Consider the following 26,861-nt stretch of genomic DNA (forward strand, 5'->3'; position numbering starts at 1 on the left):
TTTATGCTGTTAATGGTCTTAATTTAAAAAATTCAATATAACTAGGTGGATTCTCGACAACACCTCGTTCTGAAATGAGTTTAATATCTATATTTCTTGCATTAGCCTTAAAAGCAAAATCATCAAGAATTTCAATAATATCATTATCTAAATATCTTGTCTTTCTTACATCCAACTCTAAATAAGAATTCTCTGGTAATTTATCTAGTTCTTTTAAAATTGCACCTTTATTAAAAAAAGTTACTTCTTCTGCTAAGGTCATTTTCATTTTCTGAACGCCATTACTTTTATCTTCTTTGTGTAAGAAATGTGAGTTCTGAAAACTTTTAATTAAAATAACTACAATGCCTACTGTTAAGCCCAGACCAATTCCCCAAAGAAGGTCTATAAATACAATACCTAAAACAGTAACCGTAAAAGGAATAAACTGTTTCCAACCTAAGTTATACATTGTTTTAAATAACGCTGGCTTGGCTAGTTTGTAACCTACAATTAAAAGTACTGCAGCTAAAACCGATAGCGGAATCATGTTTAATAAACTTGGAATAATTATTACAGAAATAAGTAGTAAAAAACCATGGAAAATAGCAGATAATTTACTGCGTCCTCCAGATTGAATATTTGCGGAACTACGTACAATTACTTGCGTAATTGGCAACCCGCCAATCATACCAGATATTATATTTCCTGTTCCCTGCGCAAATAATTCTCTATTGGTTGGTGTTACATTTTTATTTGGGTCTAACTTATCTGTAGCCTCAACACATAAAAGTGTCTCTAAACTAGCTACTAAAGCTATAGTAAACGCAACAAGCCAAACATCTCCACTTGTAATTACTGAAAAATTAGGGAAGCTAAATTGTCCTATAAACGAATCGACACTATCAGGAATTGGAACACTTACCAAGTGCGATGATTCTATTGCTAATGTTGAATTACCTTGCGTTAATAGAAAAAAAATAATTCCAACAGCTACTGCAACCAAAGGGCCTTGAATGATTTGAAAAATTTTACCTTTTTTAGATAGCACTTTATCCCAAAGTAATAAAATAGCTAAGCCAACAAGTCCAATCACTGTTGAGCCCATTTGAATGTGATCAACAATATTTAATAATTGAGTTATTGTACTTTCTCCATTTACTTTAAATAAGGTAAATGCTTTGTCATAACCAAAAAAATGAGGAATCTGTTTTAAAATAATGATAATCCCTATACCAGTTAACATTCCTTTTATTACAGAAGATGGAAAGTAATATCCAATAATTCCTAGTTTTAAAACACCAAAAATGATTTGAATAATTCCTGCTAATACAACAGCTACCAAAAAGTTTTGATAACCACCTAAAGTTCCTATTGCTAATAATACAATAGCTGCTAAACCTGCAGCAGGTCCACTAACTCCAATTTTAGAGCCGCTTAACGCTCCAACTACAATTCCTCCAATAATTCCAGCTATTAACCCAGAAAAAAGAGGCGCTCCACTGGCTAAAGCAATACCTAAACATAATGGTAATGCTACAAAAAATACAACGACACTTGCTGGCAAGTCGTTTTTTAATGTTTTAAACATTATATATAATGATTTTATCCTATTGATTTTTTATCAATAGTTTGTTTTAATTTTTTTTAAGTGACAAAAATGTCGAACAAATAAAATACTAGATAAAATCTGGCGGTGGAGAAAGGATATTTATATGCGGATTTAGATAACTTTTAAAAAAGTAACCCAAATTATCATTTGAATTAGATGCAAATAAACACTCAGTTTCACTGAGCTCATTAGTAGGGACTATTTTTAAGCTTTCTTTTTCTTCTTCTTCGGTAATACTGTAAAAAATAGAAACATCGCAAGAATCATCTACAGCAATGATTATTGATGGCGCAGTAATTAAAGCCATAAATAAAACAGAAAAGAAAATTGCAATTACATTTTTATTCATATTATTTAATGAAAAGGCAAATATAGGTTTAGATTTTAAATATTCTGTTAAAGAAGCTTTAAAAATTCTTTATCAATTTAATATCATCACTAATAATCCAACCTGTTTTACCATCAGAGAGTTTAATTTTTCTCCAATCATTTACAGAGTCTAATACTTGAACTTTAGTTCCTTCATGAAGTTGAAAAGCTTCATCACTTCTTAAATTAGGTTCACTTTTTACATCACTTGCTTGAGCAAACACAATTGCAGGATTATAATTATCATCAAGATTGTATTTATGAAATGCGAAAGAAAGCGCCACTAAAGATAACAAAAGACATAAGGAGCTAAACACAAAAGACATGCGTTTACTAGATGTATAATTAGAGAAATAATAGTTAATAAATAAGAATACAAATCCTAGAATAAAAACAACTGCCAAGCCGGCCCAAACATCAAAACTAAACGTATGTGTTATATTACTCAATAACTTTGAAAACCCAACTTTTGGCAATACATCTATAGCATCAACAGTCATGTTACGAGCAAAAGCAGCGTTGTTTTTTATATCAGCATCATTAGGTGCTAACAATAAGGCCTTTTCATAGTTGTATATACTCGGTGCTATATGGTTTAGCTTATAATGTGCATTAGCTATATTAAAATATAATTCTGCAGAATGCTCACCAGAATTTAATATTGTTTTATACTTATCTAAAGCTTCAGTATAATTACCATTATTATATAATGCATTCCCTTCGTTAAATAAAGCATCATTTTGAGCAATGGCAATTGTGCTAATAAAATAGGTTAATATGTAAAATACTAATTTCACTTTTAATGTATTTCTTTATCTATTATAGAAATGGTTTTTGCAGATTTATCAAAATCTTGTTGCATTTCAACATTAGTAATAGGCGTATATCGAGCCAACTCACAGTGCTCTAAAATACTAACAAACTCTGTTATTGTTTCTTGATTTACTTTTCTTTCAGTTAATATATTCTGAATTTTTTCTTTGCTAAAATCACTAGTTTCTATATGAAGTTTAGCTTTTAAATAATTGTGTAGTGCTTTTTCTAAAGCCACATAAAATGCTTCTTTTTGACCTAATGCTTTTTTTGCTTCGCTCAAATAACGTTTGGCAAGTCTATCTGCTTTTCTAACCTTATTACCGAAAACATCTGCTTGACGTTCATCTCTTTTTCGTCTATAAACTAATGCTAAAGGAATTGCTAAAAGTGGCCCTAAAAGAGCAGTCCAAAACAGTGTTGATTTAAAGAAATGCGTTGGTTTAACTGGTTTTAAATTGGCATCTGTTTTAACAAAAGCAAACTGATCATTATTAACAACTACTTGTTTTTTATTACCGTTTATTGTTGCAATATTATTATCTGCATTAGATGAGTTTGTTGGCCCATCAAGTACATCAATTACAATCTCTCCAGAAGATACGCGTTTATAAGTTTTGGTATTGATATCAAAATACGAAAACGAAATACTTGGTATAGGATATTTACCTTTATACTGCGGAACAATTGTATAGTTGTCTGATATAGAACCTTGCATGCCTCCTATATTGGTTTTAACATTTTCTATATGTTCTGGCTCATAAACCTCTAATGAGCTTGGTAAATTAAGTTTTGGCAGCTTAAATAATTTTAAATTACCGTTACCAGTAACCTCAACTCTTGCTTGCAAAGATTCTGAAGCATTTAACTCAGATTTAGATGTAATCACATTAAATTTAAAATCGCCAACTGCTCCAGTAAAATCTTCAGGTTTACCTTGTTCTGGCAAAGGTTTTACATTTATGGTTTTACTACCAGCAGCTACTCTTTTGTTTACTTGCGTCATTAATCGCCCTCCAAAAATATCACGGCGGTTTGTAGGTACTTCAACAGTAATATCTAAACTTAAAGGCTCAATTTCTAGTTTTCCAGTTTTTTGAGGATACAACACAGCTTTAGACCACTCTACATAGCGGTATTCTTCACCTTTAAAAGTTCCGTTTTTCACTTTTAAACCTTTGTTTTTTATAATTTGATTCCAAAAATCACTGTATTTTGGGCTATCAATTTCTCTTACATTGCTAACTCCTGTTGTTGTAGAAACGTATAATTTATAAACCACAGTTATAGCTTCGTTTAAGTACGGATTTGTATTAGAAATTTCTGCAATAAGGTGTATGTTGTCTGATGCAATATTATCTGCATTATGCGGATCATTAGGTCGTTTTACTGCTGCTGTAACTTCTATGTTTACAACCTGCGTTTTATATAACTCGCCATCAATTTCTATCGTTGCTTGTTTGATTTTAAAATTACCACGCTTTTTTGGGGCTAAAAAATAACTATAAACTTTAGAATATGAACGCTTACCATTAAGCCAAGAATTACTAACAGATGTATTTGGCCCGCCAACTACTTTAAAATTTGCAAAATCTGGTGGATTAAAATTGTCACCATCTTTATTCATTTCAAAATCAATACGCAACCGTTCGTTTATACCTAGTTTTTTCTTACTCACCTTTGCCTCAAATTTTATTTGAGACGAAGCTAAACTTGTGCTAAGTATAATTGCTAATATTGATATGTATTTTATAAACTTCATTTTTATCTTTAAAAGATTACCAATCTTTTTCAGTTTTCACTTTTACTCCTTTTTGTTTTTCAGCATTAATTTTTTCTTGAACTTTTTGTTCTTGATTGTTCATTGCTTCTAACAAATTTTTAATTTGTTGTGGTGATAATTGACCTTGTTTTGGCTGTGGTTTTTGTTGTTCTTTTTCTTTATCATCACCTTTTCCATCTTGTTTTTTATCATCTTTAGGCTTACCGTCTTCATCTTTTTCATCATCACCTTCTTTTTTATCCTTATCATCTTGATTGCCTTCATCCTTTTTATCATCTTCGTTATCACCTTCATCTTTTTTGTCCTCATCTTCTTTCTTATCATCTTTATTTTCGTCTTCTCCACCACCTTGTTGATCTGCACAGTCTTTGGCTAATGCTAGATTGTAACGTGATTCATCATCGGTTGGGTCATTTCGCAAAGCATTTTTATAAGCTTCTACTGCTTCTTTACACATTTTGTTTTGCATTAAAACATTACCTATGTTATGGTATGCTTTATGTTTTTCGGCTTTTGAAGTTGCATTTTTTGCTGCTTGCTCATGACGAAACAATGCTTCTTCGTAATTTCCTTTTTTATAATATGAATTTCCTAAATTAAACGCAGCTGAAACACTTGTAGGTTGCTCAGACATTGCTTTTCTATATTCCATTTCTGCTGAAATATAATCGTCTTCGCTAATTAATTCGTTCCCTTCATGCACTAAATCATTAGCTTTTTTTATAACCAACAAACGCTCTTTTTCTTCTTTCTCATTTTGAGAAAAAGAAAACAATGTGTTTAGTGCTATTATTAAGAGAATTAACTTCTTCATTTTATGTTTATGTAAAGAGCAAGATATAAAACCTTGTTTCTTTGTTCGTTAAAATATTTATAAAATTTTATGCCTTAAATTGACGATTAATAAAGGGTTAGAAATTTTCATTAAATAAGTTTAATCGTTTTAACCAGCCCGTTTTTCGTTCTAAAAAGAATATATCTAAGAATAAAAAGAAAATCCCTAAGCCCAAAAACCATTGAAACTGGTCTTTAAAATCGGCAAATTCTTTGGCCTCAAATTCTGTTTTATCCATCTTACTTAAAACATCTCTAATGTGGTCTACAACCTCAATCGTGTTTTCGCCATTTATATACGATCCATCAGCTTCTTTTGCTATATCTTTAAGGGTATCTTCGTTTAAACGTGTAATAACGGTTTCGCCTTTATTGTCTTTTTTATAGTTAAGCACTATTCCGTTTCGTTTTATAGGTATTGGACCTCCTTTAATATTTCCAACTCCTATTGTGAAAATTCTAATTCCTTCGGCTTCGGCTTCTTCGGCAACACTTGTAGCGGCTTGACCATGATCTTCTCCATCAGAAATTATGATTAGCACACGATTGGTTTGTTCTTCATTATCAAAATAGGTTTTAGCTAACTCAATAGCTTCGCTAATTGCTGTTCCTTGAGAGGACAACATATCTGTATTCATGTTTTGTAAAAACATCTTTGCAGAAGCATAATCTGTTGTAATTGGTAACTGTGGAAAAGCCTTACCTGCATAAGCAATAATACCAACACGATCACTTGCTAGGTTATTAATAATCTGTGTAACTAATTGCTTAGATTTTTCTAAACGGTTTGGTGCAATATCTTCTGCCAACATACTTTTTGAAACATCTACCGCAAAAACAATATCTACACCTTCTCTTTTTACTGTTTCTAACTTAGTACCAATTTTTGGATTTACTAATGCTATTGCTATACAAGCAAATGCTAGGCACAATACTATAACTTTAAGAATGGATTTAAATAGTGATTGATTAGGGCTTAACTTATTTAGTGATACTTTGTTTGCAAACCTTTTTTGTATTCTATATTTCCAAAACTGAAGCACTAAAAATATCACGATTATTACAGGAATAACCACCAATATCCAAAACCATATTTTCTCTTCTAATTGATACATCAATCGTTTTATTTGTTTTTGTAAAGTTGTTTAATTGTATGCAACAAACTCAATACTGTTTTATAAATATCAAACTCTACAATCTCTTTTTTTCTCTTCTCTAACTTATATTTTTAAACAAAACTTCTAAAAATTGTAAATCGCAATAACAATTCTATTGCAATAAATAAAGCTGCTAAAAGCACTAACCAACGGTATTTTTCTTCGTAATTATAAAATTTAAATTCTTCGATTTCAGTTTTTTCGAGCTTATTGATTTCATTATATATTTCTGCCAACTTTTTATTGTTAGTGGCTCTAAAATATTTTCCTCCAGTTGCTGTAGCAATTTCTTTTAACAGCTCTTCATCAATTTCTACTTGAACTCTACTGTATTGAAAATTACCATTTGGTAAAATTGCTGTTGGAGATAAAGCCATTCCGTTTGTTCCTAAACCAATTGTATATGTTTTTATGCCATACTCAACAGCTAACTCACTAGCTATTTTTGGATCTATAAATCCTGAATTGTTTACACCATCAGTTAACAGAATAATGATTTTACTTTTTGCTTTACTATCTTTTAAACGATTAACAGCGGTTGCTAAACCCATTCCTATTGCTGTTCCGCCTTCAATAATAGTATTGTATTTTATGTCTCTTAACGAGCGTAACACTATTGCTTTATCACTTGTAATTGGTGTTTTGGTAAAGCTTTCTCCTGCGTATTCTACCAACCCAATACGGTCATTTGGTCTGCCAACAATAAACTCTGACGCTACTTTTTTTAAGGCTTCTAAACGGTTTGGTCTCAAATCTTTTGCCAGCATACTTGCAGACACATCTATTGCCATAACAATATCAATACCTTTAGTAGTTTTTGTTTTTGTAGATACATCTACTGTTCTTGGTCTGGCCAAAGCTGTTATCATTAAAGCTAAAGCTAAAAGGCGTAAAGCAAATAAAAGATGCTTTAATTTTGGTAGCCAAGAATTAGTAACTTTAAACCCTTTTAAGCTTGATATTTTAAGCTCAGCTGTTTGTTTATTATGCTTTATTATATACCATAGTAAAGCAATAGGAAGTAATAATAACAACCAGAAAAACCCTTTATCTAAAAACTCAATTCCTTCAAACATTATTCTTCGTTAGGTTTTAGTTCAACTGAATTTAAAATTCGTTCTATTATTTGGTCTGCGTAATTGTCGTTATTAGCTGAAGTAATTATAATCTGTTGTAACACATTTTCGGCTGTAAACTGTAGCATTACAAACTTTCCATCTTTTAATGCATCGCTTCCTAAAGTTGAGAAACTTAAAGTACCGTAAGTTTTTAATCCTTCTGCTCCATTTGGCGTTGTGAATTTATCTCTAAAAACAATAATATTTTTTGCACCTTTATTTTCCATTTCTTTTATAGCAGCTTCAGAAACTTCTTCTAAATTAATTAGTGGTTCGCTTTCTTCATTTTGCTTTTGACCTTGCTGTTGCTGTGGAAAAACTTGAGTGTTTAAAGTAATGCTAAATAAGTCTAACATAGTACCATAGCCAAAAATACTTGACTTTATTTGCGCTTGATTTGGGTCTTGGTTTTTAATCTCTAAACGCTTAAGTACTTTTGGTGTACTTATAGTAATTGGAGGAAATCCATACTCGCTTGTCACCCAATGACCTTCTAACAACTCTTTACTTTCGTGACCTATGATAGTATCTTTTACATAGCCAAACCCATACTTTATTCCAAATCCTACAAAGGTTGCAATTAAAAGGAAAAGGCTAATAGCAACTGTAATAATTACTTTTTTACGCTTCTTTTTACGCTCTTGTTCTTCTTTATATTGTTGATTGAGTAGCTTTTCTTCTTCTGTTGGTTCTGGCAAAGCTTCTTTTACTTGATCAATTTCTATATCAATAGTATTTCTATCAATCTTAGCTAGCTCAATATCTGGAGCAGATTTAGCAAATTTCACTAAATCGGCACGTTTTAATATGGTTTCAATATTTCTAATATCATCTTTGCTTAACTCTATTTGATTACCATCTTTAAGAAGTTTAAGTCGTTCAATAAGTTCGTCTGTTGTGCTTTCTAATGCACGATCATAAACTTTTTCGTCAAGGTATTTTCTAATAATAAATGTTAACTCTGAGTAGTAATCTTTGAGCTCTTCATTTTGTAAATAGTCTGTTTCGTCTAACTTTTGAAGAGCTAATTTTGCACGGTCATAAGGTGGCAGCAATGCAATCTCTTCTTCCTCACTTAACGGTTTTTTGCGCCAAATAAACCAATACAATAAAAAGGCTACAAGTGCTAAAGCTAAAATTGTAAGTAAAGCGTATTTCCACCAATTACTAGAGCTTTTTTCAACTTCAATACGTGGTTTTATATCATACAATCCTTGTTTGGTTGTATCTACTGTAATATTATTGACTTCTACTTTTAATGAATCTGTAAAAAAGGTTTTTGTGCCAACTACAATTTTTTGCCTTGGTATTGTATATGCCCCAGAATCAAATTGAGTTAATCCGTACTTTTTAATTAATCGATATTTAGCATCTTTTTTAGTTGTATCTATTTTATAAGATTCAATCATCTCTAAAGGCGAAAAAGTTTGTCCTTCAGGAAAAACCACTAAATCTGTTGTATCAACCTCAACCTGAATTTTATATATAATCTGTTCGCCTATTTTTATTTTGGTAGAATCTATTGAAGATGTTACTTGGGCTGATAAGTAAAAAGGTAATAGTAGAAAGGCAAAAGTAAAAAAGCCCAAAGACCTAATGCTAAAGGTCAAAGTTTTTAATTTAATATTTCTAAAATCGTAAATCATAAATCTTTTATCCTCTTCTTTTAAAATAACCTAGTAGTTTTTTCACGTAGCTTTCGTCAACTCTACAATCAATAACTCCAGCTCCAGATTTTGTAAATGTATCTTTATAATATGCGACCTTCTCTTGATAAAACTTACTATAATTATGTCTTACTTTTTTTGAAGCGGTATTCACCAACATTAACTCTCCTGTTTCTTCATCTTGCATTTGAACCATTCCAAGATTAGGAATGGATTCTTCATGTTTGTCATAAATTCTAATTCCTGTAATATCATGACGACCAGAAGCAATTTTTAAGGTTTGTTTATAATCATCTGCAATAAAGTCACTCAACATAAAAACAATAGCTTTTTTCTTCATTACATTAGATAAAAACTTTAAAGCTTCACCAATATTTGTTTGTTTGCTCTCCGGCTTAAATTCTATAAGTTCTCTAATTATACGTAATACATGAGAACGTCCTTTTTTTGGCGGAATGTATAACTCAACACTATCAGAAAAGAGAATTAATCCTATTTTATCGTTGTTTTGAGTTGCAGAAAATGCTAAGGTTGCAGCTATTTCTGTTACAATTTCATTTTTAAACTGTTTGTCTGTACCAAATAATTCTGAACCAGAAATATCTACCATAAGCATCATGGTAAGTTCTCGTTCTTCTTCAAAAACTTTTATATATGGCTCATTGTATCGCGCAGTAACATTCCAATCTATATTTCTAACATCATCTCCATATTGGTATTGTCTCACCTCACTAAAAGTCATACCACGACCTTTGAAGGTTGAATGGTATTCGCCTCCAAATATATGATCAGACAAACGACGTGTCTTAATCTCAATTTTTCGTACTTTTTTTAGTAATTCTTTAGTGTCCATCTTTTAAATAGTAAACCAGTTTTCAGTCGCAGTATTCAGTTTTCAGCGAACTATTGAGCTTTAAATTTAGTATTCAGAATCTGCAAACTGAGACTGAATACTGAACACTCATCTATGGTACTTCAATTTCGTTTACAATTTTATTGATGATATCTTCTGAAGTTACATTTTCTGCTTCAGCTTCGTAAGTAATTCCAATTCTGTGACGCAACACATCATGAACTACTGCTCTAACATCCTCAGGAATTACATAACCACGACGTTTTATAAATGCAAAACACTTAGCAGCGGTAGCAAGGTTTATACTTCCACGAGGTGATGCTCCAAAAGAAATTAATGGTTTTAAATCGGCTAGTTTATATTTTTCAGGATAACGTGTTGCAAAGACAATATCTAGAATGTATTTTTCAATTTTCTCATCCATGTAAACCTCACGAACAGCTTCTTGCGCTTTAAGGATTTGAGCAACAGAAACTACCGGATTAACTTTATCCCAAGATCCTTTTAGATTAGCTCGCATAATTAATTGCTCTTCATCTTGTTTAGGGTAATCAATTACTGTTTTAAGCATAAAACGATCCACTTGTGCTTCTGGCAAAGGATATGTTCCTTCTTGCTCTACTGGATTTTGAGTTGCCATTACCAAAAATGGTTTATCTAAAGTAAAGGTCTCATCTCCAATTGTTACTTGCTTTTCTTGCATAGCTTCAAGCAATGCCGATTGTACTTTAGCAGGTGCTCTATTAATCTCATCTGCTAAAACAAAGTTTGCGAATATTGGTCCTTTTTTAATCGAAAAATCATTAAGCTTCATGTTATAGATTAATGTTCCTGTAACATCTGCTGGCAGCAAATCTGGTGTGAATTGTATTCTACTAAAACTTCCATCTACAGCACGAGACAATGTGTTAATTGCTAAGGTTTTTGCCAATCCTGGCACACCTTCTAATAAAATATGACCTTGACCAAGTAACCCAATAAGTAAACGTTCGACCATATGTTTTTGTCCAACAATTACTTTATTCATTTCAAATGTAAGTAAATCAACAAATGCACTTTCCTTTTCTATTTTTTCGTTAATCGACTTAATATCAACTGTACTAGTTTCTTCCATCATTTTATATTTTTAATCGCTCGAATTTAATATTGATTATTAGGATGTGCAAATTGTTAAAATTTTTCTTGGGTTCGTGTTAATAATTGGTTAAATGTTAATGTTAATAATTGCTAAAAAATTGCAGTGTTTAATAGTAGTTCCATCAGTTTTGTTTTTTACTTTTAAAGAATTAGAAGCCTTCGTTTAAAAAACTTGACGTGAATGATTAACAAACGCCTACTTATTAAAAACCTACTTGCTCACAATGATGAGAATAGTTTTTACGATAAAAAGCGTAAAATTGATATTAGTCATAAAGAAGGAAAGGCCAAGTTTTTAAAACATGTTTGCGCATTATCTAATAGTAATCCTAAAAACAATTCGTATATCGTTATTGGTGTTGAAGATGAAGATAATAGTATAATAGGTGTCGATTTTTTTGATGATAGTAAAATTCAGAACCTTATAAACGCCTATCTTTCAAATCCCCCAATTGTTCAATACGAAAATATCCCTTTTCCGCATTTACCAGACCATAAAGTTGTAGGTTTAGTTACCATTAGACCTATAGATAAAATCACCTCTCTACGCAAAAACATTTGGAAATATTATGGAGGTGCTGTGTTTTTTAGAGATGGCAGCATAAGCATGCCAAAAGTGTTTGATATAGAGATAAAAGATACAAACTCAAAAATAGTTAAAGCTATTGAAGATCATGCGCAAAACAATATTGAATATACACTTGATGGTGTTTTTGACTTTATGAATAAACGAAACGATTTTAATCCGCAATATAAAGTTTTTAAAGAGTATTTTGTGCTTTGTTGGTCTGGTCAAAAAAAGATAATAAAAAATGAAACTTTCTTTTCTAGGGTTGATATTGCTTTAATTAATGAGCAAGTTCGTTTGTTTTTTTCTACACTTGATGAAGTTTCAATTACTTATACTGAAGACTCCTTTAAAATAATTGAATATGTAAACCTTGGTCTGCAAAATACATTTAAATATTACCCTTTAGAAGAAACTCTTATTCAGTTTGAAAATAATGCTCAGTACAATATTGAAACTAAATTGCTTTTTGAACCACCACAATATGACAAAAAAGTTTTGCATCATATTTATAATGCCAACAACTCCATTTTAGAAAAGTTAAAACGTGGACTAAAGCTCAGTAAAAATGAAGAACACGATTTAAATAACCTTTCCGCTACATATGTAATTTGCTACCTCAATTCTTTTGAAGACGCTATTGATAAACTACATGAAGCCAAACCGTATTTAAAAAAATATAGTGATGATCTTTATACGTTTTACAAAGAATCGATGCGTATTTTAAGAAAAGTTAAGTATAGTTAAATTAGCAAATACAACATAAAATTACCATTCATACAGTTTTTTTTACCAATCATAGTTTTTTTAAAAGAGTACAGCATTTTTTTACGACTTTAGCCTTGCTATTAATCAATTACATACAACCTTGTTTCTGTCGATATTTTCGAAACCTGAAACAGGGTTTTTGTTTTTTTAGATAAAATTTAATTGATTAAACGATCTTCTTAAAATTCTATCACTATCTACCATTAGCCACTTATTTAATATAGTTGCATAGATGGCTCTAAAGTCAATTTCATATTTAAGGTCTCCATTTGCATCTAGATTAGATAAACTTGCCAAATTATTGTATAGCCCTTTTCTCTTTAAGTTTTCGCCTATTATAAAAACGTTGTTTGCAGCACCATGATCTGTTCCGTTAGCAGCATTTTGCTTAACACGTCGTCCAAACTCAGAAAAGGTAAGTATAAGTGTCTCTTTAAATGTATTTTGTTGTTTTAAATCTTCAACAAAAGCTTTAATACTATTTGCATAGACTTCTAATAAACGTTTTTGCGTATTAGATTGATTGGCATGCGTATCAAAACCTCTTAAAGACGTATAATACACTTTGGTATCTAATCCTGAATTTATAAATTGAGCTGTAGTTTTAAGTTGTTTAGCAAAACCCGAATTAGGGTATTCATGCTTTGATGTAAATGTTTTGCTGGTTTCAAAAATATATTTAGCAGATGATTTTGCCGAAATCATACTCTTATACAAATACCCTAAGTTATGTTCACTTAAATGTTTATCGTCATAATGGTTTAAAACTGAATTAAAATAAGGATCTCGAGATACACGATAATGCATTCTAGGGTTTGTAGTGGCAATTGCATTTACATGCTTCCCTTTCATAGCTAATGATAAGCTTTCATCTAATTCTATAGCATTATATGGGTGCTTGGCATAATTATCTAGATAGCGACCAATCCATCCGCTTTGCAAATGTTGATTAGAATTACTTGCGGTATGCCAAATATCTGTAGCTCTAAAATGTGAGCGATTTGGATTAGGATAACCAACATTATTAATAATTGTTAGGTTACCATTATCATAAAGTTCTTTTAAAGGTTGTAAACTTTGGTGTAATCCTAATTCGTCATTAAGCCTTATAACATCATCTTTTTTAATCGCTAAAGTAGGTCGCTCTCTAAAATAAATATCATTATTAAAAGGAATAATAGAATTTAAACCATCATTACCACCAGATAGTTGAACAATAACCAAACGTTTGAACCCAAGAGATTGGCTTGTAATGTTTTCAAATCCTCTAACAAAATTAGGCACAAAATATAGACTACTTGCTAAAGCTGAATTTTTAATAAATTTTCTTCTATCCATAATTAGCACATTTGATATTCTGGTAATGACATTAATTGCACACAAAACTCTTTTTTTGAAAGCTTACTCAAGTCTTCCAAAAACTCATTAGTTCCACTATTTATAACTCCAGACAATAGATTTGTTTTTAACCCCTTAAATGATGTATCACTAAATTCTTTATCAAAAGAATTCCAGTCAGGTTGTGTTTTAAAAGGTTGTTTGGTTTTATTTTGCTTATAATATTTCTGCTTGAAGGCATCATTAAAATCTCCCTTTTTTTTATTTGAAATATATGAACTACTTAATAGTATAGATGCCAATTTTAAACGCACCATAATTGTATTACTATCTATCCAACTTTGTCCGCCTTCCCATCCAGCAACATTTGGTGGATTAAGCAAAGCTTGACCTAATATTTTTTGAATCTTAATCACATCCTTTTCATTTTCAAATGTAAACGGAACTGTGTTTTGAATACCTATTAACAAATCGATAGGTGATTTTATTTTTGTTCCAATGTTTTGTTCGTCATAAAACCAATCAGACATAAAAACGAAACGCATTAAAGCTTCAATATTGTAGTTTGGATAAAACACATCTACCATCTCTTGAATATGCTTAGAATTCACTTTATCATTAACAAAGTAGCGATAAATTTTTTCAGAAATAAATTTAGCACATTGCTTTTGCTCTAAAATGATATCAATAATATCATCGCCATCATAACGTCCTCTTTTTCCAAAAAAAGATTTAAACTCATAATCGTGCTGACGCTCTTTTAATACAAACTCACCATTAAAATTATGGTTATATCCTGTAAATGCTCTTGCACTTTCTTTAATATCTTCTTCACTATAATTATCCATACCTAATGTAAATAACTCCATAAGTTCTCTAGCAAAATTCTCATTAGGTTTGCGTTTTTTATTTTGTTTACTATTAAGATACTTTATCATTACTGCTTCTTTAGAAATTGTTTTTACAAAATCTCTAAAATCACCTAAAGCATATGCTCTTAACGTGTTATTAAACTGCTGCACATGCATAATATGATTGTCTTTACAAACAAAATGATTGGTCCAAAACAAGGTCATTTTTTCTCTTAGCAACTCATAAGGATTTGATAATCTTTCTATCCAAGCATAATTAAATGCTTTAAGTTTTTCTAAACTTTTTTTATTAAACTCTCTACGCTTTAATGGGTTTCTCGCAAATAATTCTGGGTAATAATCTTCTATTTCTGTAGTATCAACCAGCAATGGTGTCGTTGTCTTTGACTCTTTAAAGAGTTCGTCAACAATTTGCTTTCTACTTTTTTTAGCATATTGTTGAAGTTGCTTTGGAGTAATTCCAAAACCTGCTCTCCAATGTAAATGTTGAATATGCTTGTTATCCATAATCTCTTAGACTAAAAAACGTTCTTTTAGTTTAAAATATTACCTACAAGAATGATTCCAAAAAAAAGAAATAAAAAAAAGCCACATCAATTGATGTGGCTTTAAATTTATAAATTATAGTTTCTTATAAATCAAACTTGATTCCTTGTGCTAAAGGTAACTCATCAGAATAATTTACTGTGTTTGTTTGCCTTCTCATATAAACTTTCCAAGCATCAGATCCAGACTCACGTCCACCACCAGTTTCTTTTTCACCACCAAATGCACCACCAATCTCTGCACCAGAAGTACCAATGTTTACGTTAGCAATACCACAATCAGATCCTGCAAACGATAAAAACTTTTCTGCTTCTTTCATCTCAGCTGTCATAATTGAAGACGATAAGCCTTGTGCAACACCATTTTGCATATCAATAGCATTTTCAACATCTCCAGAATATTTCATTAAATATAAAATTGGAGCAAAAGTTTCGTGTTGTACAATCTTAAAATGATTTTCAGCTTCTATAATTGCTGGCTTAACGTAGCATCCAGATTCATAACCTTCACCTTCTAAAACGCCTCCTTCAACTAATACATTTCCGCCTTCAGCTTTTGCTTTTTCAATTGCAGCTAAATACGTATTTACAGCATCTTTATCTATTAATGGACCAACATGATTGTTCTCATCTAATGGATTTCCAATTTTAATTTGTCCGTAAGCACCAACAATTGCATCTCTTACCGTATCGTAAACCGATTCATGAATAATTAAACGACGTGTAGATGTACAACGTTGACCACAAGTACCAACTGCACCAAATACAGCACCAGGAACTACTACTTTTAAATCTGCAGTTGGTGTAATAATAATGGCATTGTTTCCTCCTAATTCTAATAAGGATTTACCAAAGCGTTCGGCTACAGTAGCTCCAACAATTCGTCCCATACGTGTAGAACCTGTTGCAGATACTAAAGGGATACGTGTATCTGTAGTAAGATATTCTCCTACTTTATAATCACCATTTATAATACAAGAAATACCTTCAGGTAAATCGTTAGCTTTTAAAACATCAGCAATAATATTTTGACAAGCTACTGAACATAATGGTGCTTTTTCAGAACCTTTCCATACACAAACATCTCCACAAATCCAAGCTAAAGCTGTGTTCCATGCCCAAACTGCAACTGGGAAGTTAAATGCTGAGATAATACCAACAACACCAATTGGGTGCCATTGTTCTCTCATGACGTGCCCTGGTCTTTCAGATGGAATAACTTGTCCGTTTAACTGACGAGATAAACCAACTGCAAAATCACAGATATCAATCATTTCTTGAACTTCTCCTAAGCCTTCTTGGTAAGATTTTCCCATTTCGTAAGACACTAACTTACCTAATGGTTCTTTTAATTCTCTTAATTTGTTTCCAAACTGACGTACAATTTCTCCTCTTTGAGGCGCTGGCATTGCTCTAAAAGATTTAAAAGCTGTAGTTGCAGCTTCCATTACTTTATCGTAATCTTCTCTAGTTGTCGTTTTTACTTTTCCTATTAACTTACCGTCAACTGGAGAATAACTTTCTATAATTTCTCCGTTAGAAAAATTATTAGAACCTGTAGAGGTTCCATTATTTATGTCTTTTACACCCAATTGAGCTAAAGCTTCCTGGATTCCGAAATCAGTTGCAACTGCTTCCATATTATATTGTGATTTTAATTGTTATTATAATTTCGTCGCGAAGATACTAATTTATTACGTTTTGTAATTCAGAAATACATCTTTATATAGTATCTTTAACTATTAACACGTTCATAACTTTAAGAACAATTTAACAGCAACTCAAAATCTAAACTATAAAATGAAAACGTACATAATTTAACAAGAAACATCGCACAAGTTTTATTAATCATAAAGAAAATGTTTTTTAGATATTACATCTGAACATAAAAAACATTAGAAATTATCAGATAAAACAACCTACACTTTCTTTTTGTTAAGTTCATTTTCATTTAAAATCCATCAATCTATGTCATTAAAAAAGTTATTTGCTTTCGTTATGATTTTATCGTTAGCTATTTCATGTAAAAAGAAAGTAGTAAAAACCGATAATATTTTCAAGTTTAGAGACTATATTAGTTATACATCTTCTGGAATTGTTTCTGTAACTAATCCTATTAGAATTAATCTAGCTAATGATATTGAAGGTTTTGAAGTTGGGCAAGACATCTCAACAGATATTATATCTATTAAACCTCATGTTCAAGGAAAACTGAGTGTAGAAAACAAACACATTCTAATTTTTAAACCCGATGAAAATCTAGAACCAAACACAGAATATAGTGTTACAGTAAAACTAGGCGAGCTTTATAAAAACATCCCTAAAGACTATAAAGATTATACGTTTCAATTTAAAACAATTACTCCTAATTTTAATATTACAACCAGCAATCTGCAATCTTATAGCAAAGAATGGCAATACCTCGAAGCAGTCATTAAATCTGCCGATATTATTCCTCTAGAAAAAGCAAAACAGTTGGTTAAAGTTTCTCAAAACGGAACCAATTTAAAATTACAATGGAATGACTTAAATAAATATTCTAATCACTTTCAATTTAAAATAGACAGTATTCATAGATTGGTAGATGATAGTGAAGTACTAATAAAATGGAATGGCAAAGCTATCAAGGCAAATAACAAAGGAGAAAACAAAGTCTCTATTCCTGGTAAAAACAATTTTTCTATTGTTAATGTTTCAGTTATAAAAAGTCCAGAACAACACCTATCTATTAATTTTTCTGACCCATTAAAAAAACAACAAAATTTTGATGGTCTAGTCACAATTCAAAATGTAAAATCTCCAAAATACATTGTTAATGGTAATGTTTTAAAAGTATACACTAACACAAAATTGGTTGGTAACATTCTGGTAGATGTGTTTCAAGGAATTACTAATGAAGATGGTTATAAATTAAAAACGCCTTTTTCTGAAACGATATCATTTGAAGAACAAAAACCTCAAGTTAAATTGATTAGTAATGGAACCATTTTACCAAATTCTGAAGCTTTAAAATTTAATTTTGAAGCTGTTAATTTAAAAGCTGTTGATGTTAGAGTCATTAAAATATTTGAAGATAATGTCCTTCAGTTTTTACAAGAGAGCAACATTAATAATTCTAACAGAAATGCAATTAGACGTGTAGGACGTCGCATAGCAAAACAAACCATAACCTTACAATCTGAAGCTGAAAACCTAGGCAAGTGGAAAGCTTATAGTATTGACTTATCTAAATTTTTTAATGCAGATCCAGGCGCAATCTACAGAGTAGAATTAAGCTATAATAAAAGTTATTCGCTTTATGATTGTTCAACTAATACATCTGTAACAAATGCCGAAGATGACTATTATGAAGATTATTATTACGAAGACGATTATTACTATAATGAAAACCATAGTGAATCACCTACAGAAGATGAAGATTTACGTGAGGAAGACTATTGGGACAACCTAACTTATCGTTATAAAAACTACAGTTACAATTGGCGAGAACGAGACAATCCATGTCACGAAGCTTACTATAATGAAAACAAAATAGTTTCTCAAAACTTAATTGCTTCAAATTTAGGTGTGATTGCAAAACAAGGCACTAATAATGATTATTTCTTTGCTGTTACAAATATTTTAAATACTAACCCAGAATCTAATGCTAGTATTAAACTATACAATTTTCAGCAACAAGAAATTGCTAGTGGTAGTTCAAATTCTGAAGGATTAGCAACATTAAAAGCAAACAAACATGCTTCTTTTGCAATAGTCTCAAAAGGGAAAAACACAAGCTACATTAGATTAACAGACGGCAACTCTCTGTCATTAAGCAAATTTGATGTTTCTGGTCAAAAGCTTCAACGCGGACTTAAAGGCTACATCTATGGAGAACGTGGTGTTTGGCGTCCTGGAGATTCGTTACACTTAACATTTATTTTAAATGATAATGCAAATAAACTTCCAAAACGCCATCCAGTAAAACTAGAAGTTACTGACCCAAACGGAAAATTAGTCTATAAAAAAGTAACAACAGATAATGTAAATAATTTTTATGCTTTTACTGTTCCAACGGCTATAGAATACAAGACTGGAAACTATAGTGCAAAAGTTTCTGTTGGTGGAGCAACATTTCATAAAGGACTAAAAATTGAAACTGTAAAACCAAACCGATTAAAAATAAAAGTTGATTTTAAAAATGAAGTTTTAACAGCTAATAAACCACTTGAAGGCACTCTTGATGTAAAATGGCTTCATGGTGCAGTTGCTAAAAATGTAAAGGCAGAAATCAAAGCTAAATTCAGCAAATCATATACTGGTTTTAAAAATTACAAAGGCTATACTTTTAACGATCCAACACGCTCTTTTTCATCTGATGAAATAATTATTTTTGAAGGAAACGTTAATGAAAATGGTATTGCTAAAATTAATAACAAATTAGACATTGGGAAAAATGCACCAGGAATGCTCAATGCGCAATTTTTAGTTAGAGCTTTCGAGAATGGAGGTGATTTTTCTTTAGATGCATTTACAAAAACGTATTCACCATACGATTCTTATGTAGGATTGCGCTCTCCTAAAGGTAATGCTTATGGGTCGTATTTTACTGATACTAATCAGACTTTTGATTTAGCTGTAGTTAACGAAAATGGCAAACCAATAAAGCGAGAAAACCTCGAAGTTAAAGTCTATAAAATTGAATGGCGCTGGTGGTGGAATTCTTCTTATGACAACCTTTCAAGTTATGTTTCTAGTAGTTATCACAGACCGTATTTAGACCAAAAAATATCAACGAACTCAAAAGGGAAAGCGTCTTTTACACTAAATGTTCCTAAAAATGATAGAGGTCGTTTTTTAATTAGAATTTATGATCCAGTAAGTGGTCATGCTACAGGAAGAACAGCTTATTTTTATAAAAACTGGAGTAACATCTCCAATTCAAATGATAAGGAAGCGGCAAAAATGTTAGTCTTTGCCGCAGATAAAGACAAGTACAATGTTGGTGATACGGCAAAAATCACATTTCAATCAGGAAATGAAGGTCGAGCTTTAGTAAGTATTGAAAATGGTTCAGAAGTTATTGAACACAAATGGGTAAAAACAAATCCTGGAGAAACAATTGTAAAAGTACCTATTACATCAGAAATGGCTCCAAACGTTTTTGTTAATATTTCATTACTACAACCACATGCAGCTGCAGAAAATGATTTACCAATACGACTATATGGTGTTATCCCTATTTTGGTTGAAGATCCTAAAACAAAGCTAGAGCCAGAGTTGCGAATGGCAAGTGTATTACGTCCAGAACAAGAGTTTGAGGTTTTTGTATCAGAAAAAAATAGTAAGTCAATGACCTACACTATTGCCATGGTTGAAGAAGGCTTATTAGATTTAACACGCTTTAAAACCCCAAACGCTTGGAATGCTTTTTATGCTCGTGAAGCTTTAGGTGTTAAAACTTGGGATATTTTTGATGATGTAATTGGCGCTTATTCAGGAAGTATTGACCAAGTATTTGCTATTGGTGGTGACGGAAACGCTACAAAAGGGAAAAACAAAAAAGCGAACCGTTTTAAACCAGTGGTTACCTATTTAGGTCCTTATACTTTAGAAGCTGGAGGCAGAAAATCACACAAAATTAAAATGCCAAATTATATTGGAGCTGTACGCACAATGATAATTGCAGGAAACAATAACACTGAAGCTTATGGAAGCACAGATAAATCTGTTGAAGTTAAAAAGCCTTTAATGGTTTTGGCTACACTCCCACGAAAACTTAGCCCAGGAGAAAAAGTAACACTTCCTGTTACGGTTTTTGCTATGGAACCTAAAGTGAAAAATGTAAAACTTAGTTTAAAATTAAGTGATGGTATTTCTGTTGTTGGCTCTAATTCTCAATCCTTAAATTTTCCAAAGCCAGATGAAAAAATGGCTTACTTCCAATTAGATGTAAGTAAAGCAAAAGGCATAAATACTGTAGAAGTAATAGCTACAGGAAATGGTGAAAAATCAACCTATAAAGTAGAGTTAGATGTTGTAAATCCTAATCCAATCTCTTCAAAATTAATAGATGCTAAGCTTGAAGCAAATCAAACAAAAACTTTAGATTTTTCAACATTTGGAGTTTCAGGAACAAACTCGGCAACTATAGAGTTTTCTACAATGCCTCCAATGGATTTTTCTCGTCGTTTACAGTATTTAATACAGTATCCTCATGGTTGTGTTGAACAAACCACATCAAGTGTGTTTCCTCAATTATATTTAAATGATATTTTCGATTTAAAATATGAAAAGAAACAAGAAATACAGAGTAATATTGAAAACGGAATTAAACGTCTAGGAAATTTTCAAAGACCAAATGGTGGCATGAGTTATTGGATTGGTGAAAACTCTGCCAATGATTGGGGAACAAGCTATTCGGGACATTTTATGATTGAAGCCGAAAAGAAAGGCTTTGTTCTTCCTCTTACTTTCAAAAGCAATTGGATTGCTTATCAAAAACAAGCCGCTAGAGATTGGAGACCAAGTTATCGTTATAGTCATTCAGATCTAACGCAAGCTTATCGATTATATACTTTGGCATTAGCAGGAAGTCCAGATTTAGCATCCATGAATAGATTACGTGAATTTAGTGAGCTTTCAAACGAAGCTAAATGGCGATTAGCAGCTGCTTATGCATTAGCTGGACAAAAAGAAGCGAGCGAGCAGATTTCTAAAAGAGCCAATATTAATTTTAAGCCTTATCGTAATAACTATTATACCTATGGTTCTGTCGATAGAAATAGAGCTATGGCTTTAGAAACTATGATTATTACCCAAAATCCTCAGGCTAGAGAACTATCAGAACACGTAGCTAAAAACTTATCAAGTAATCGTTGGATGAGTACACAAACTACAGCTTATAGCTTATTAGCAATGGCAAAAATGGTTGAAGCTAATGGTGGTAAATCACTCAATCTTAGTTACTCAATAAATGGTAAAACTGAAACTATAGATACCAAAAATGCTATTTCTCAAAGAGAATTACTTATAATAGATGGAGCCAATCAGTTAAGTTTCACTAATGCTATTGATAATTTGGTTTATGTACGTGTATTAAACTCTGGAAAATTACCTTTAGGAAAAGAACTGGCAGAGCAACGCGGCTTAAGTGTTTCTGTGGTTTATAAAGATTTAAAAGGACATAAAATCGATATTAAAAAATTACAACAAGGTCAAGATTTTGTTGCTTCTGTAAATGTTCGTAATTTGAAAAACGAACCTGTTAATGATGTTGCTTTAACTCAAATTTTTCCGTCAGGTTGGGAAATTGTAAACACTCGATTTACGGCTTTTGACGATTCAACTTCTAATCAGGCAAGATTTACAGACATAAGAGATGATAGAGTAAATTTTTATTTTGACTTGCCTCAAAAAGGACGTCATGATACTAAAACTTTTAATGTCATGTTGAATGCTTCTTATTTAGGAACCTATTATTTACCAGGAACCCAAGCAGAAGCTATGTATGATAATGAGTACCTTGTAAGAACTAAAGGTAAATGGATTGAAGTTGAGAAATAATGAAAGCATCAGAGCTATTAAAACATACAAAACATAGACCTTTTGAAATACCAAAACGCCCTTGGAAGTTTTACCAAGAATGGAATAAAGCCATTTTTCTGCATTGGGAAGTTAATCCAGAATTGATTAAACCTATGCTACCAAAAGGTGTGAAATTAGATGTTTTAAACGGAAAAACTTGGGTATCGTTAGTAGCTTTTGATATGAACAATATTGGTATAAGGAGTTTGCCAAAATTGCCGCATATTTCAGATTTTTTTGAAATCAATATTCGTGTGTATACTGTTTGTAATAGAAAACCTAGCGTTTATTTTTTAAGTATGGAAGGCAGTAAAAAATCGTCTTGTAAAGTATTAAAAGCTGTATCAAAATTCCCGTATCGTTATTCAGAAATGAAACGAACCAATTTTAATTATGATTCAAAAAACACTATCAATAATGACCATTTTTATACTGAATACCGTTTAGGAGATCAACTACATAAAGACGACACAGATATTTGGCTAACCGAACGTTATGCTGTGTTTCAAGACCATAAAAAAAACCTCATCGAATACGATGTACATCATATAGAGTGGCCATTACAATCTATTAGTCTAAAAAATTTAGTAGTAAACTATCCTAAATTCAATCACATCATCAATAATAACCCTGATAGGGTACATTACTCAAAAGGTGTACAAGTCATCACTTGGGATAAGAAAAAACATACTTTATGAACTCAGAATTTAAACCATACTACGCTGTAATATTTACATCTACACAAACTAAACATACAGAAGGCTATTCTGAAATGGCAAGCAAAATGGAAGAACTTGCCAGTAAACAAAAAGGATTTTTAGGCATAGAATCTGCTAGAGACAACTTAGGAATAACTGTTAGCTACTGGGAAAGCCTTGAAGCAATTAAAAACTGGAAACAACAAAGTAAACATTTAGAAGCTCAACTATTAGGAAGAAAAAAATGGTACGATTGGTATCACGTTAGAATCTGTAAAGTTGAACGCGAGTATCAATTTAATGTATGAAGAAAGTAATTCGTTACATAAAACATCATAAAATCAAATCTGTAGTAATCACATTACTTTTAATTGGTTACTTTTTCTGCTTACCTCAAGAGCTATTTAAAGATCCAACGGCAACTGTTATAACTAGCAAAAACAATGAATTAATAGGAGCATCAATTGCAAAAGATGGACAATGGCGTTTTCCTCATAATGACAGTATTCCAGAAAAATTTAAAACCAGTATTATTCAATTTGAAGACGAATATTTTTATAAGCATCCTGGGTTTAATATTATTTCTATCATTAAGGCACTTAAGCAAAACCTAAGCTCAGGTTCAATAAAACGAGGAGGAAGTACTTTAACGCAACAAGTTATTCGCTTATCAAGAAAAGGTAAATCGAGAACTTATATAGAAAAAATTAAAGAAATTATCCTTGCTACACGATTAGAGCTTAGAAATTCAAAAAATGAAATTCTAGCCTTTTATAGTAGCAATGCACCTTTTGGCGGTAATGTAGTAGGTTTAGATGCAGCTTCTTGGCGCTATTTTAACAGAAATGCAAATCAATTATCATGGGCAGAAAGCGCTACGCTTGCAGTGCTGCCTAACGCGCCTAGTTTAATTTACCCTGGAAAAAACCAAGAACATTTATTAAAGAAAAGAAATCGTTTACTAAAAAAGTTATTAGATAAACGTATTATTGATTCACTAACTTATAATTTATCAATTGTTGAGGGTTTGCCCCAAAAACCATATCCTTTACCACAAATCGCTCCCCATTTATTACAAAAAGTTGCTAAAACTCATTATGGAGAACATGTAACAACAACTCTAAATTTAGAGTTGCAAAAACGTGTAAACACAATAGTTTCAAATCATCATAATCTATTAAAACAAAACGAAATACATAATAGTGCCGTTCTAATTTTAGATGTAAATACCCGTGAAGTTTTATCTTATGTAGGCAATACTCCAACTGATAAATTTCACCAAAAAGATGTAGATATCATTGATAAAGCAAGAAGTACCGGAAGCATTTTAAAACCCTTTCTGTATGCAGCAATGCTAGATGCTGGAGAACTTTTACCAAATACTTTAGTGGTAGATGTACCTACACAATACGGAAGTTATAACCCTGAAAACTACAACAAAGAATATGATGGCGTTGTTCCTGCTAGTAGAGCATTATCACGTTCATTAAATGTTCCTGCTGTAAGAATGCTTCAAGAATTTGGCTTAGATAGATTTCATCATTATTTAAAAGCCTTAAAACTTAAAGATTTAAAGTATAATGCAAATCACTATGGGCTTTCTTTAATTTTAGGCGGCGCAGAAAGTAATCTTTGGGATTTATGTAAAAGTTATGCCGCTTTATCTTCAACACTTAATCATTTTAATGAAAGTTCGAGCGAATATTTTACAAATGAATTTTGCGAACCTAAATTTATAGCATCAAAAACTGTAGATTTTGGGAAGCCTATTCAAAATAAAGTGCTATTTGATGCTGCTTCTATATACTTAACTTACGAAAGTTTAAAAAAAGTAAATCGCCCTGAAGGTGATGAAAGTTGGGAATTTTTTGATAGCTCTAAGCAAATTGCATGGAAAACTGGGACGAGTTTTGGGTTTCGGGATGCTTGGGCAATAGGTACAACCAAAGATTATGTTGTTGGTGTATGGGTTGGTAATGCAGATGGCGAAGGCAGACCAGGTTTGGTTGGTATTCAAACCGCTGCGCCAATTTTATTTGATGTGTTTGATTTGCTTCCAAATAGCGATTGGTTTGATAAACCATATGATGAAATGCAAGAAATAGCTGTATGCTCAAAAAGTGGTTTTAGAGCTACTGAATTTTGTACAGATACTCAGCAAGAATTTATTCAAACAAGTGGACTTAAAACCAAACCTTGCTCTTATCATATTTTAGTACATCTTGATGAAAATGAACAATATCAAGTAAACTCATCATGTGAAGATTTAAATAAAATCAAACATAAACCCTGGTTCATATTACCTCCGTTAGTTAAATTTTATTACAAAGCAAAAAACCCTTTTTACAAATCAATTCCTAGATATAGAAGTGATTGTTTAGGTGAATCTAAAATAACAATGGAGTTTATATACCCCAAAAAAAATAATACTGTTTTTTTACCCAAAAATTTTGATGGTAAAACCAATGATTTAGTATTAAAAATAGCTCATTCTAAACCAGAAACAACAGTTTTTTGGTATATAGATAAAACTTTTGTTGGTAAAACTAAAGACATTCATGATATGGCAATTATTCCTAAACAAGGTTCTCATCTCATTACTGCAGTTGATGAATTTGGTAATGAAACGAAACGCAAAATTGAGGTTTCAGAATAAAAATTTGAATACATAATATTATAAAATCATTACATTTGCGCAACTAACACATACATTAAAACATGTACACTACAATTCAATTTTTACATTCTTACTGGGCTTACTTAGTATTTATTGTTTTAGTCTTAGCAACATTTAATGCGCTCATTAAGTTTTTTGGCGATAAAGAATTTGAAGCAAAAGATTTTAGAATTTCATTATTTACTTTAATAGTCTCGCATATTCAATTGCTTTTAGGAATTGTATTATTTTTTGCTTCAGATTATCTTTCTGTAATAAGTGACATAGGAATGGGAGAAGTAATGAAAAACTCAACGTTACGTTCAAATATTATTGAACACCCTTTAACGATGATTATTGCTATAGCATTAATAACTATTGGATATTCTAAACATAAAAAGAAATTAACTTCAAAACCAAAATTTAAAATGTTAGCTGTTTTTTATACTATAGCTTTAGTTTTAGTTTTAGCAAAAATCCCTTGGAATACTTGGTTTTAAATCATAAAAAAGCGCAAATTAATGTTTG

General features: G+C 31.4%; 19 protein-coding genes. 6 read left to right on the plus strand and 13 right to left on the minus strand.

The features are described 5' to 3' along the window. Position 1: 1 nt before the first annotated feature. From BXY80_RS03690 to BXY80_RS03735, 10 genes are all read right to left on the minus strand, one after another. On the minus strand, positions 2–1,570 hold the full coding sequence (locus tag BXY80_RS03690; protein ID WP_120199852.1) for a SulP family inorganic anion transporter: 1,569 nt from the start codon (positions 1,568–1,570) through the stop codon (positions 2–4). 88 nt (positions 1,571–1,658) lie between these two features. Further along, complete coding sequence (locus tag BXY80_RS03695) at positions 1,659–1,940, minus strand: hypothetical protein (protein WP_120199853.1); 282 nt, start codon at positions 1,938–1,940, stop codon at positions 1,659–1,661. A gap of 58 nt (positions 1,941–1,998) precedes the next feature. Further along, positions 1,999–2,757, minus strand: a complete 759-nt coding sequence (locus BXY80_RS03700) for an SH3 domain-containing protein (RefSeq protein ID WP_120199854.1) — start codon at positions 2,755–2,757, stop codon at positions 1,999–2,001. Positions 2,758–2,759: 2 nt separating this feature from the next. Beyond that, a complete protein-coding gene (locus BXY80_RS03705) occupies positions 2,760–4,535 on the minus strand; it encodes a BatD family protein (protein ID WP_120199855.1) in 1,776 nt (591 codons plus the stop codon). 16 nt (positions 4,536–4,551) lie between these two features. Continuing rightward, positions 4,552–5,370 carry a tetratricopeptide repeat protein gene (locus tag BXY80_RS03710; RefSeq protein WP_120199856.1) on the minus strand — a complete coding sequence of 273 codons (819 nt, stop codon included), beginning with the start codon at positions 5,368–5,370 and terminating at the stop codon, positions 4,552–4,554. Positions 5,371–5,467: 97 nt separating this feature from the next. Next, positions 5,468–6,505, minus strand: coding sequence for a VWA domain-containing protein (locus BXY80_RS03715; protein ID WP_120199857.1), 1,038 nt, complete (start codon positions 6,503–6,505; stop codon positions 5,468–5,470). A 113-nt stretch (positions 6,506–6,618) separates the two neighbouring features. Next, complete coding sequence (locus BXY80_RS03720; RefSeq protein WP_120199858.1) at positions 6,619–7,623, minus strand: vWA domain-containing protein; 1,005 nt, start codon at positions 7,621–7,623, stop codon at positions 6,619–6,621. Next, positions 7,623–9,311, minus strand: a complete 1,689-nt coding sequence (locus BXY80_RS03725) for a BatD family protein (protein ID WP_394340457.1) — start codon at positions 9,309–9,311, stop codon at positions 7,623–7,625. Before BXY80_RS03725 ends, BXY80_RS03720 begins: the two co-directional genes overlap by 1 nt. Positions 9,312–9,318: 7 nt before the next feature. Next, the gene (locus BXY80_RS03730; RefSeq protein WP_120199859.1) at positions 9,319–10,185 is read right to left on the minus strand and encodes a DUF58 domain-containing protein; all 867 of its coding nucleotides are present in this window, start codon (positions 10,183–10,185) and stop codon (positions 9,319–9,321) included. Between the two features lie 112 nt (positions 10,186–10,297). Next, positions 10,298–11,299, minus strand: coding sequence for an AAA family ATPase (locus BXY80_RS03735; protein WP_120199860.1), 1,002 nt, complete (start codon positions 11,297–11,299; stop codon positions 10,298–10,300). Positions 11,300–11,503: 204 nt separating this feature from the next. On the opposite strand from BXY80_RS03735, the gene BXY80_RS03740 reads away from it, so the two are divergent. Beyond that, positions 11,504–12,637, plus strand: a complete 1,134-nt coding sequence (locus tag BXY80_RS03740; protein ID WP_120199861.1) for an ATP-binding protein — start codon at positions 11,504–11,506, stop codon at positions 12,635–12,637. 168 nt (positions 12,638–12,805) lie between these two features. On the opposite strand, the gene BXY80_RS03745 is transcribed toward BXY80_RS03740, so the two are convergent. From BXY80_RS03745 to amaB, 3 genes are all read right to left on the minus strand, one after another. After that, complete coding sequence (locus tag BXY80_RS03745) at positions 12,806–13,996, minus strand: DUF1501 domain-containing protein (RefSeq protein ID WP_120199862.1); 1,191 nt, start codon at positions 13,994–13,996, stop codon at positions 12,806–12,808. 2 nt (positions 13,997–13,998) lie between these two features. After that, on the minus strand, positions 13,999–15,375 hold the full coding sequence (locus tag BXY80_RS03750; RefSeq protein ID WP_120199863.1) for a DUF1800 domain-containing protein: 1,377 nt from the start codon (positions 15,373–15,375) through the stop codon (positions 13,999–14,001). Between the two features lie 124 nt (positions 15,376–15,499). Continuing rightward, on the minus strand, positions 15,500–17,053 hold the full coding sequence (gene amaB, locus BXY80_RS03755) for an L-piperidine-6-carboxylate dehydrogenase (protein WP_120199864.1): 1,554 nt from the start codon (positions 17,051–17,053) through the stop codon (positions 15,500–15,502). Positions 17,054–17,381: 328 nt separating this feature from the next. Here amaB and BXY80_RS03760 point away from each other — a divergent pair, with 328 nt between their 5' ends. From BXY80_RS03760 to BXY80_RS03780, 5 genes are all read left to right on the plus strand, one after another. Beyond that, positions 17,382–22,958, plus strand: coding sequence for an Ig-like domain-containing alpha-2-macroglobulin family protein (locus BXY80_RS03760; protein WP_120199865.1), 5,577 nt, complete (start codon positions 17,382–17,384; stop codon positions 22,956–22,958). Further along, a complete protein-coding gene (locus BXY80_RS03765) occupies positions 22,958–23,677 on the plus strand; it encodes a YqjF family protein (RefSeq protein WP_120199866.1) in 720 nt (239 codons plus the stop codon). Before BXY80_RS03760 ends, BXY80_RS03765 begins: the two co-directional genes overlap by 1 nt. Further along, complete coding sequence (locus BXY80_RS03770; RefSeq protein ID WP_120199867.1) at positions 23,674–23,985, plus strand: antibiotic biosynthesis monooxygenase family protein; 312 nt, start codon at positions 23,674–23,676, stop codon at positions 23,983–23,985. The genes BXY80_RS03765 and BXY80_RS03770 overlap by 4 nt, the downstream gene beginning before the upstream one ends. Continuing rightward, positions 23,982–26,333 carry a penicillin-binding protein 1C gene (gene pbpC / locus BXY80_RS03775; RefSeq protein WP_120199868.1) on the plus strand — a complete coding sequence of 784 codons (2,352 nt, stop codon included), beginning with the start codon at positions 23,982–23,984 and terminating at the stop codon, positions 26,331–26,333. The genes BXY80_RS03770 and pbpC overlap by 4 nt, the downstream gene beginning before the upstream one ends. 62 nt (positions 26,334–26,395) lie before the next feature. After that, positions 26,396–26,833, plus strand: coding sequence for a hypothetical protein (locus BXY80_RS03780; RefSeq protein WP_120199869.1), 438 nt, complete (start codon positions 26,396–26,398; stop codon positions 26,831–26,833). The last annotated feature ends 28 nt before the right edge of the window (positions 26,834–26,861 follow it).

The organism is Ichthyenterobacterium magnum (assembly GCF_003610635.1).
In the GTDB taxonomy this organism is placed as follows: domain Bacteria; phylum Bacteroidota; class Bacteroidia; order Flavobacteriales; family Flavobacteriaceae; genus Ichthyenterobacterium; species Ichthyenterobacterium magnum.

Bases quoted from the DNA above. Each gene is read 5' to 3' on its own strand.
- BXY80_RS03690 (WP_120199852.1), bottom strand. From the start codon at position 1,570: ATGTTTAAAACATTAAAAAACGACTTGCCAGCAAGTGTCGTTGTATTT.
- BXY80_RS03695 (WP_120199853.1), bottom strand. From the start codon at position 1,940: ATGAATAAAAATGTAATTGCAATTTTCTTTTCTGTTTTATTTATGGCT.
- BXY80_RS03705 (WP_120199855.1), bottom strand. From the start codon at position 4,535: ATGAAGTTTATAAAATACATATCAATATTAGCAATTATACTTAGCACA.
- BXY80_RS03710 (WP_120199856.1), bottom strand. From the start codon at position 5,370: ATGAAGAAGTTAATTCTCTTAATAATAGCACTAAACACATTGTTTTCT.
- BXY80_RS03715 (WP_120199857.1), bottom strand. From the start codon at position 6,505: ATGTATCAATTAGAAGAGAAAATATGGTTTTGGATATTGGTGGTTATT.
- BXY80_RS03720 (WP_120199858.1), bottom strand. From the start codon at position 7,623: ATGTTTGAAGGAATTGAGTTTTTAGATAAAGGGTTTTTCTGGTTGTTA.
- BXY80_RS03725 (WP_394340457.1), bottom strand. From the start codon at position 9,311: ATGATTTACGATTTTAGAAATATTAAATTAAAAACTTTGACCTTTAGC.
- BXY80_RS03730 (WP_120199859.1), bottom strand. From the start codon at position 10,185: ATGGACACTAAAGAATTACTAAAAAAAGTACGAAAAATTGAGATTAAG.
- BXY80_RS03735 (WP_120199860.1), bottom strand. From the start codon at position 11,299: ATGGAAGAAACTAGTACAGTTGATATTAAGTCGATTAACGAAAAAATA.
- BXY80_RS03740 (WP_120199861.1), top strand. From the start codon at position 11,504: ATGATTAACAAACGCCTACTTATTAAAAACCTACTTGCTCACAATGAT.
- BXY80_RS03745 (WP_120199862.1), bottom strand. From the start codon at position 13,996: ATGGATAGAAGAAAATTTATTAAAAATTCAGCTTTAGCAAGTAGTCTA.
- BXY80_RS03750 (WP_120199863.1), bottom strand. From the start codon at position 15,375: ATGGATAACAAGCATATTCAACATTTACATTGGAGAGCAGGTTTTGGA.
- amaB (WP_120199864.1), bottom strand. From the start codon at position 17,053: ATGGAAGCAGTTGCAACTGATTTCGGAATCCAGGAAGCTTTAGCTCAA.
- BXY80_RS03760 (WP_120199865.1), top strand. From the start codon at position 17,382: ATGTCATTAAAAAAGTTATTTGCTTTCGTTATGATTTTATCGTTAGCT.
- BXY80_RS03765 (WP_120199866.1), top strand. From the start codon at position 22,958: ATGAAAGCATCAGAGCTATTAAAACATACAAAACATAGACCTTTTGAA.
- BXY80_RS03770 (WP_120199867.1), top strand. From the start codon at position 23,674: ATGAACTCAGAATTTAAACCATACTACGCTGTAATATTTACATCTACA.
- pbpC (WP_120199868.1), top strand. From the start codon at position 23,982: ATGAAGAAAGTAATTCGTTACATAAAACATCATAAAATCAAATCTGTA.
- BXY80_RS03780 (WP_120199869.1), top strand. From the start codon at position 26,396: ATGTACACTACAATTCAATTTTTACATTCTTACTGGGCTTACTTAGTA.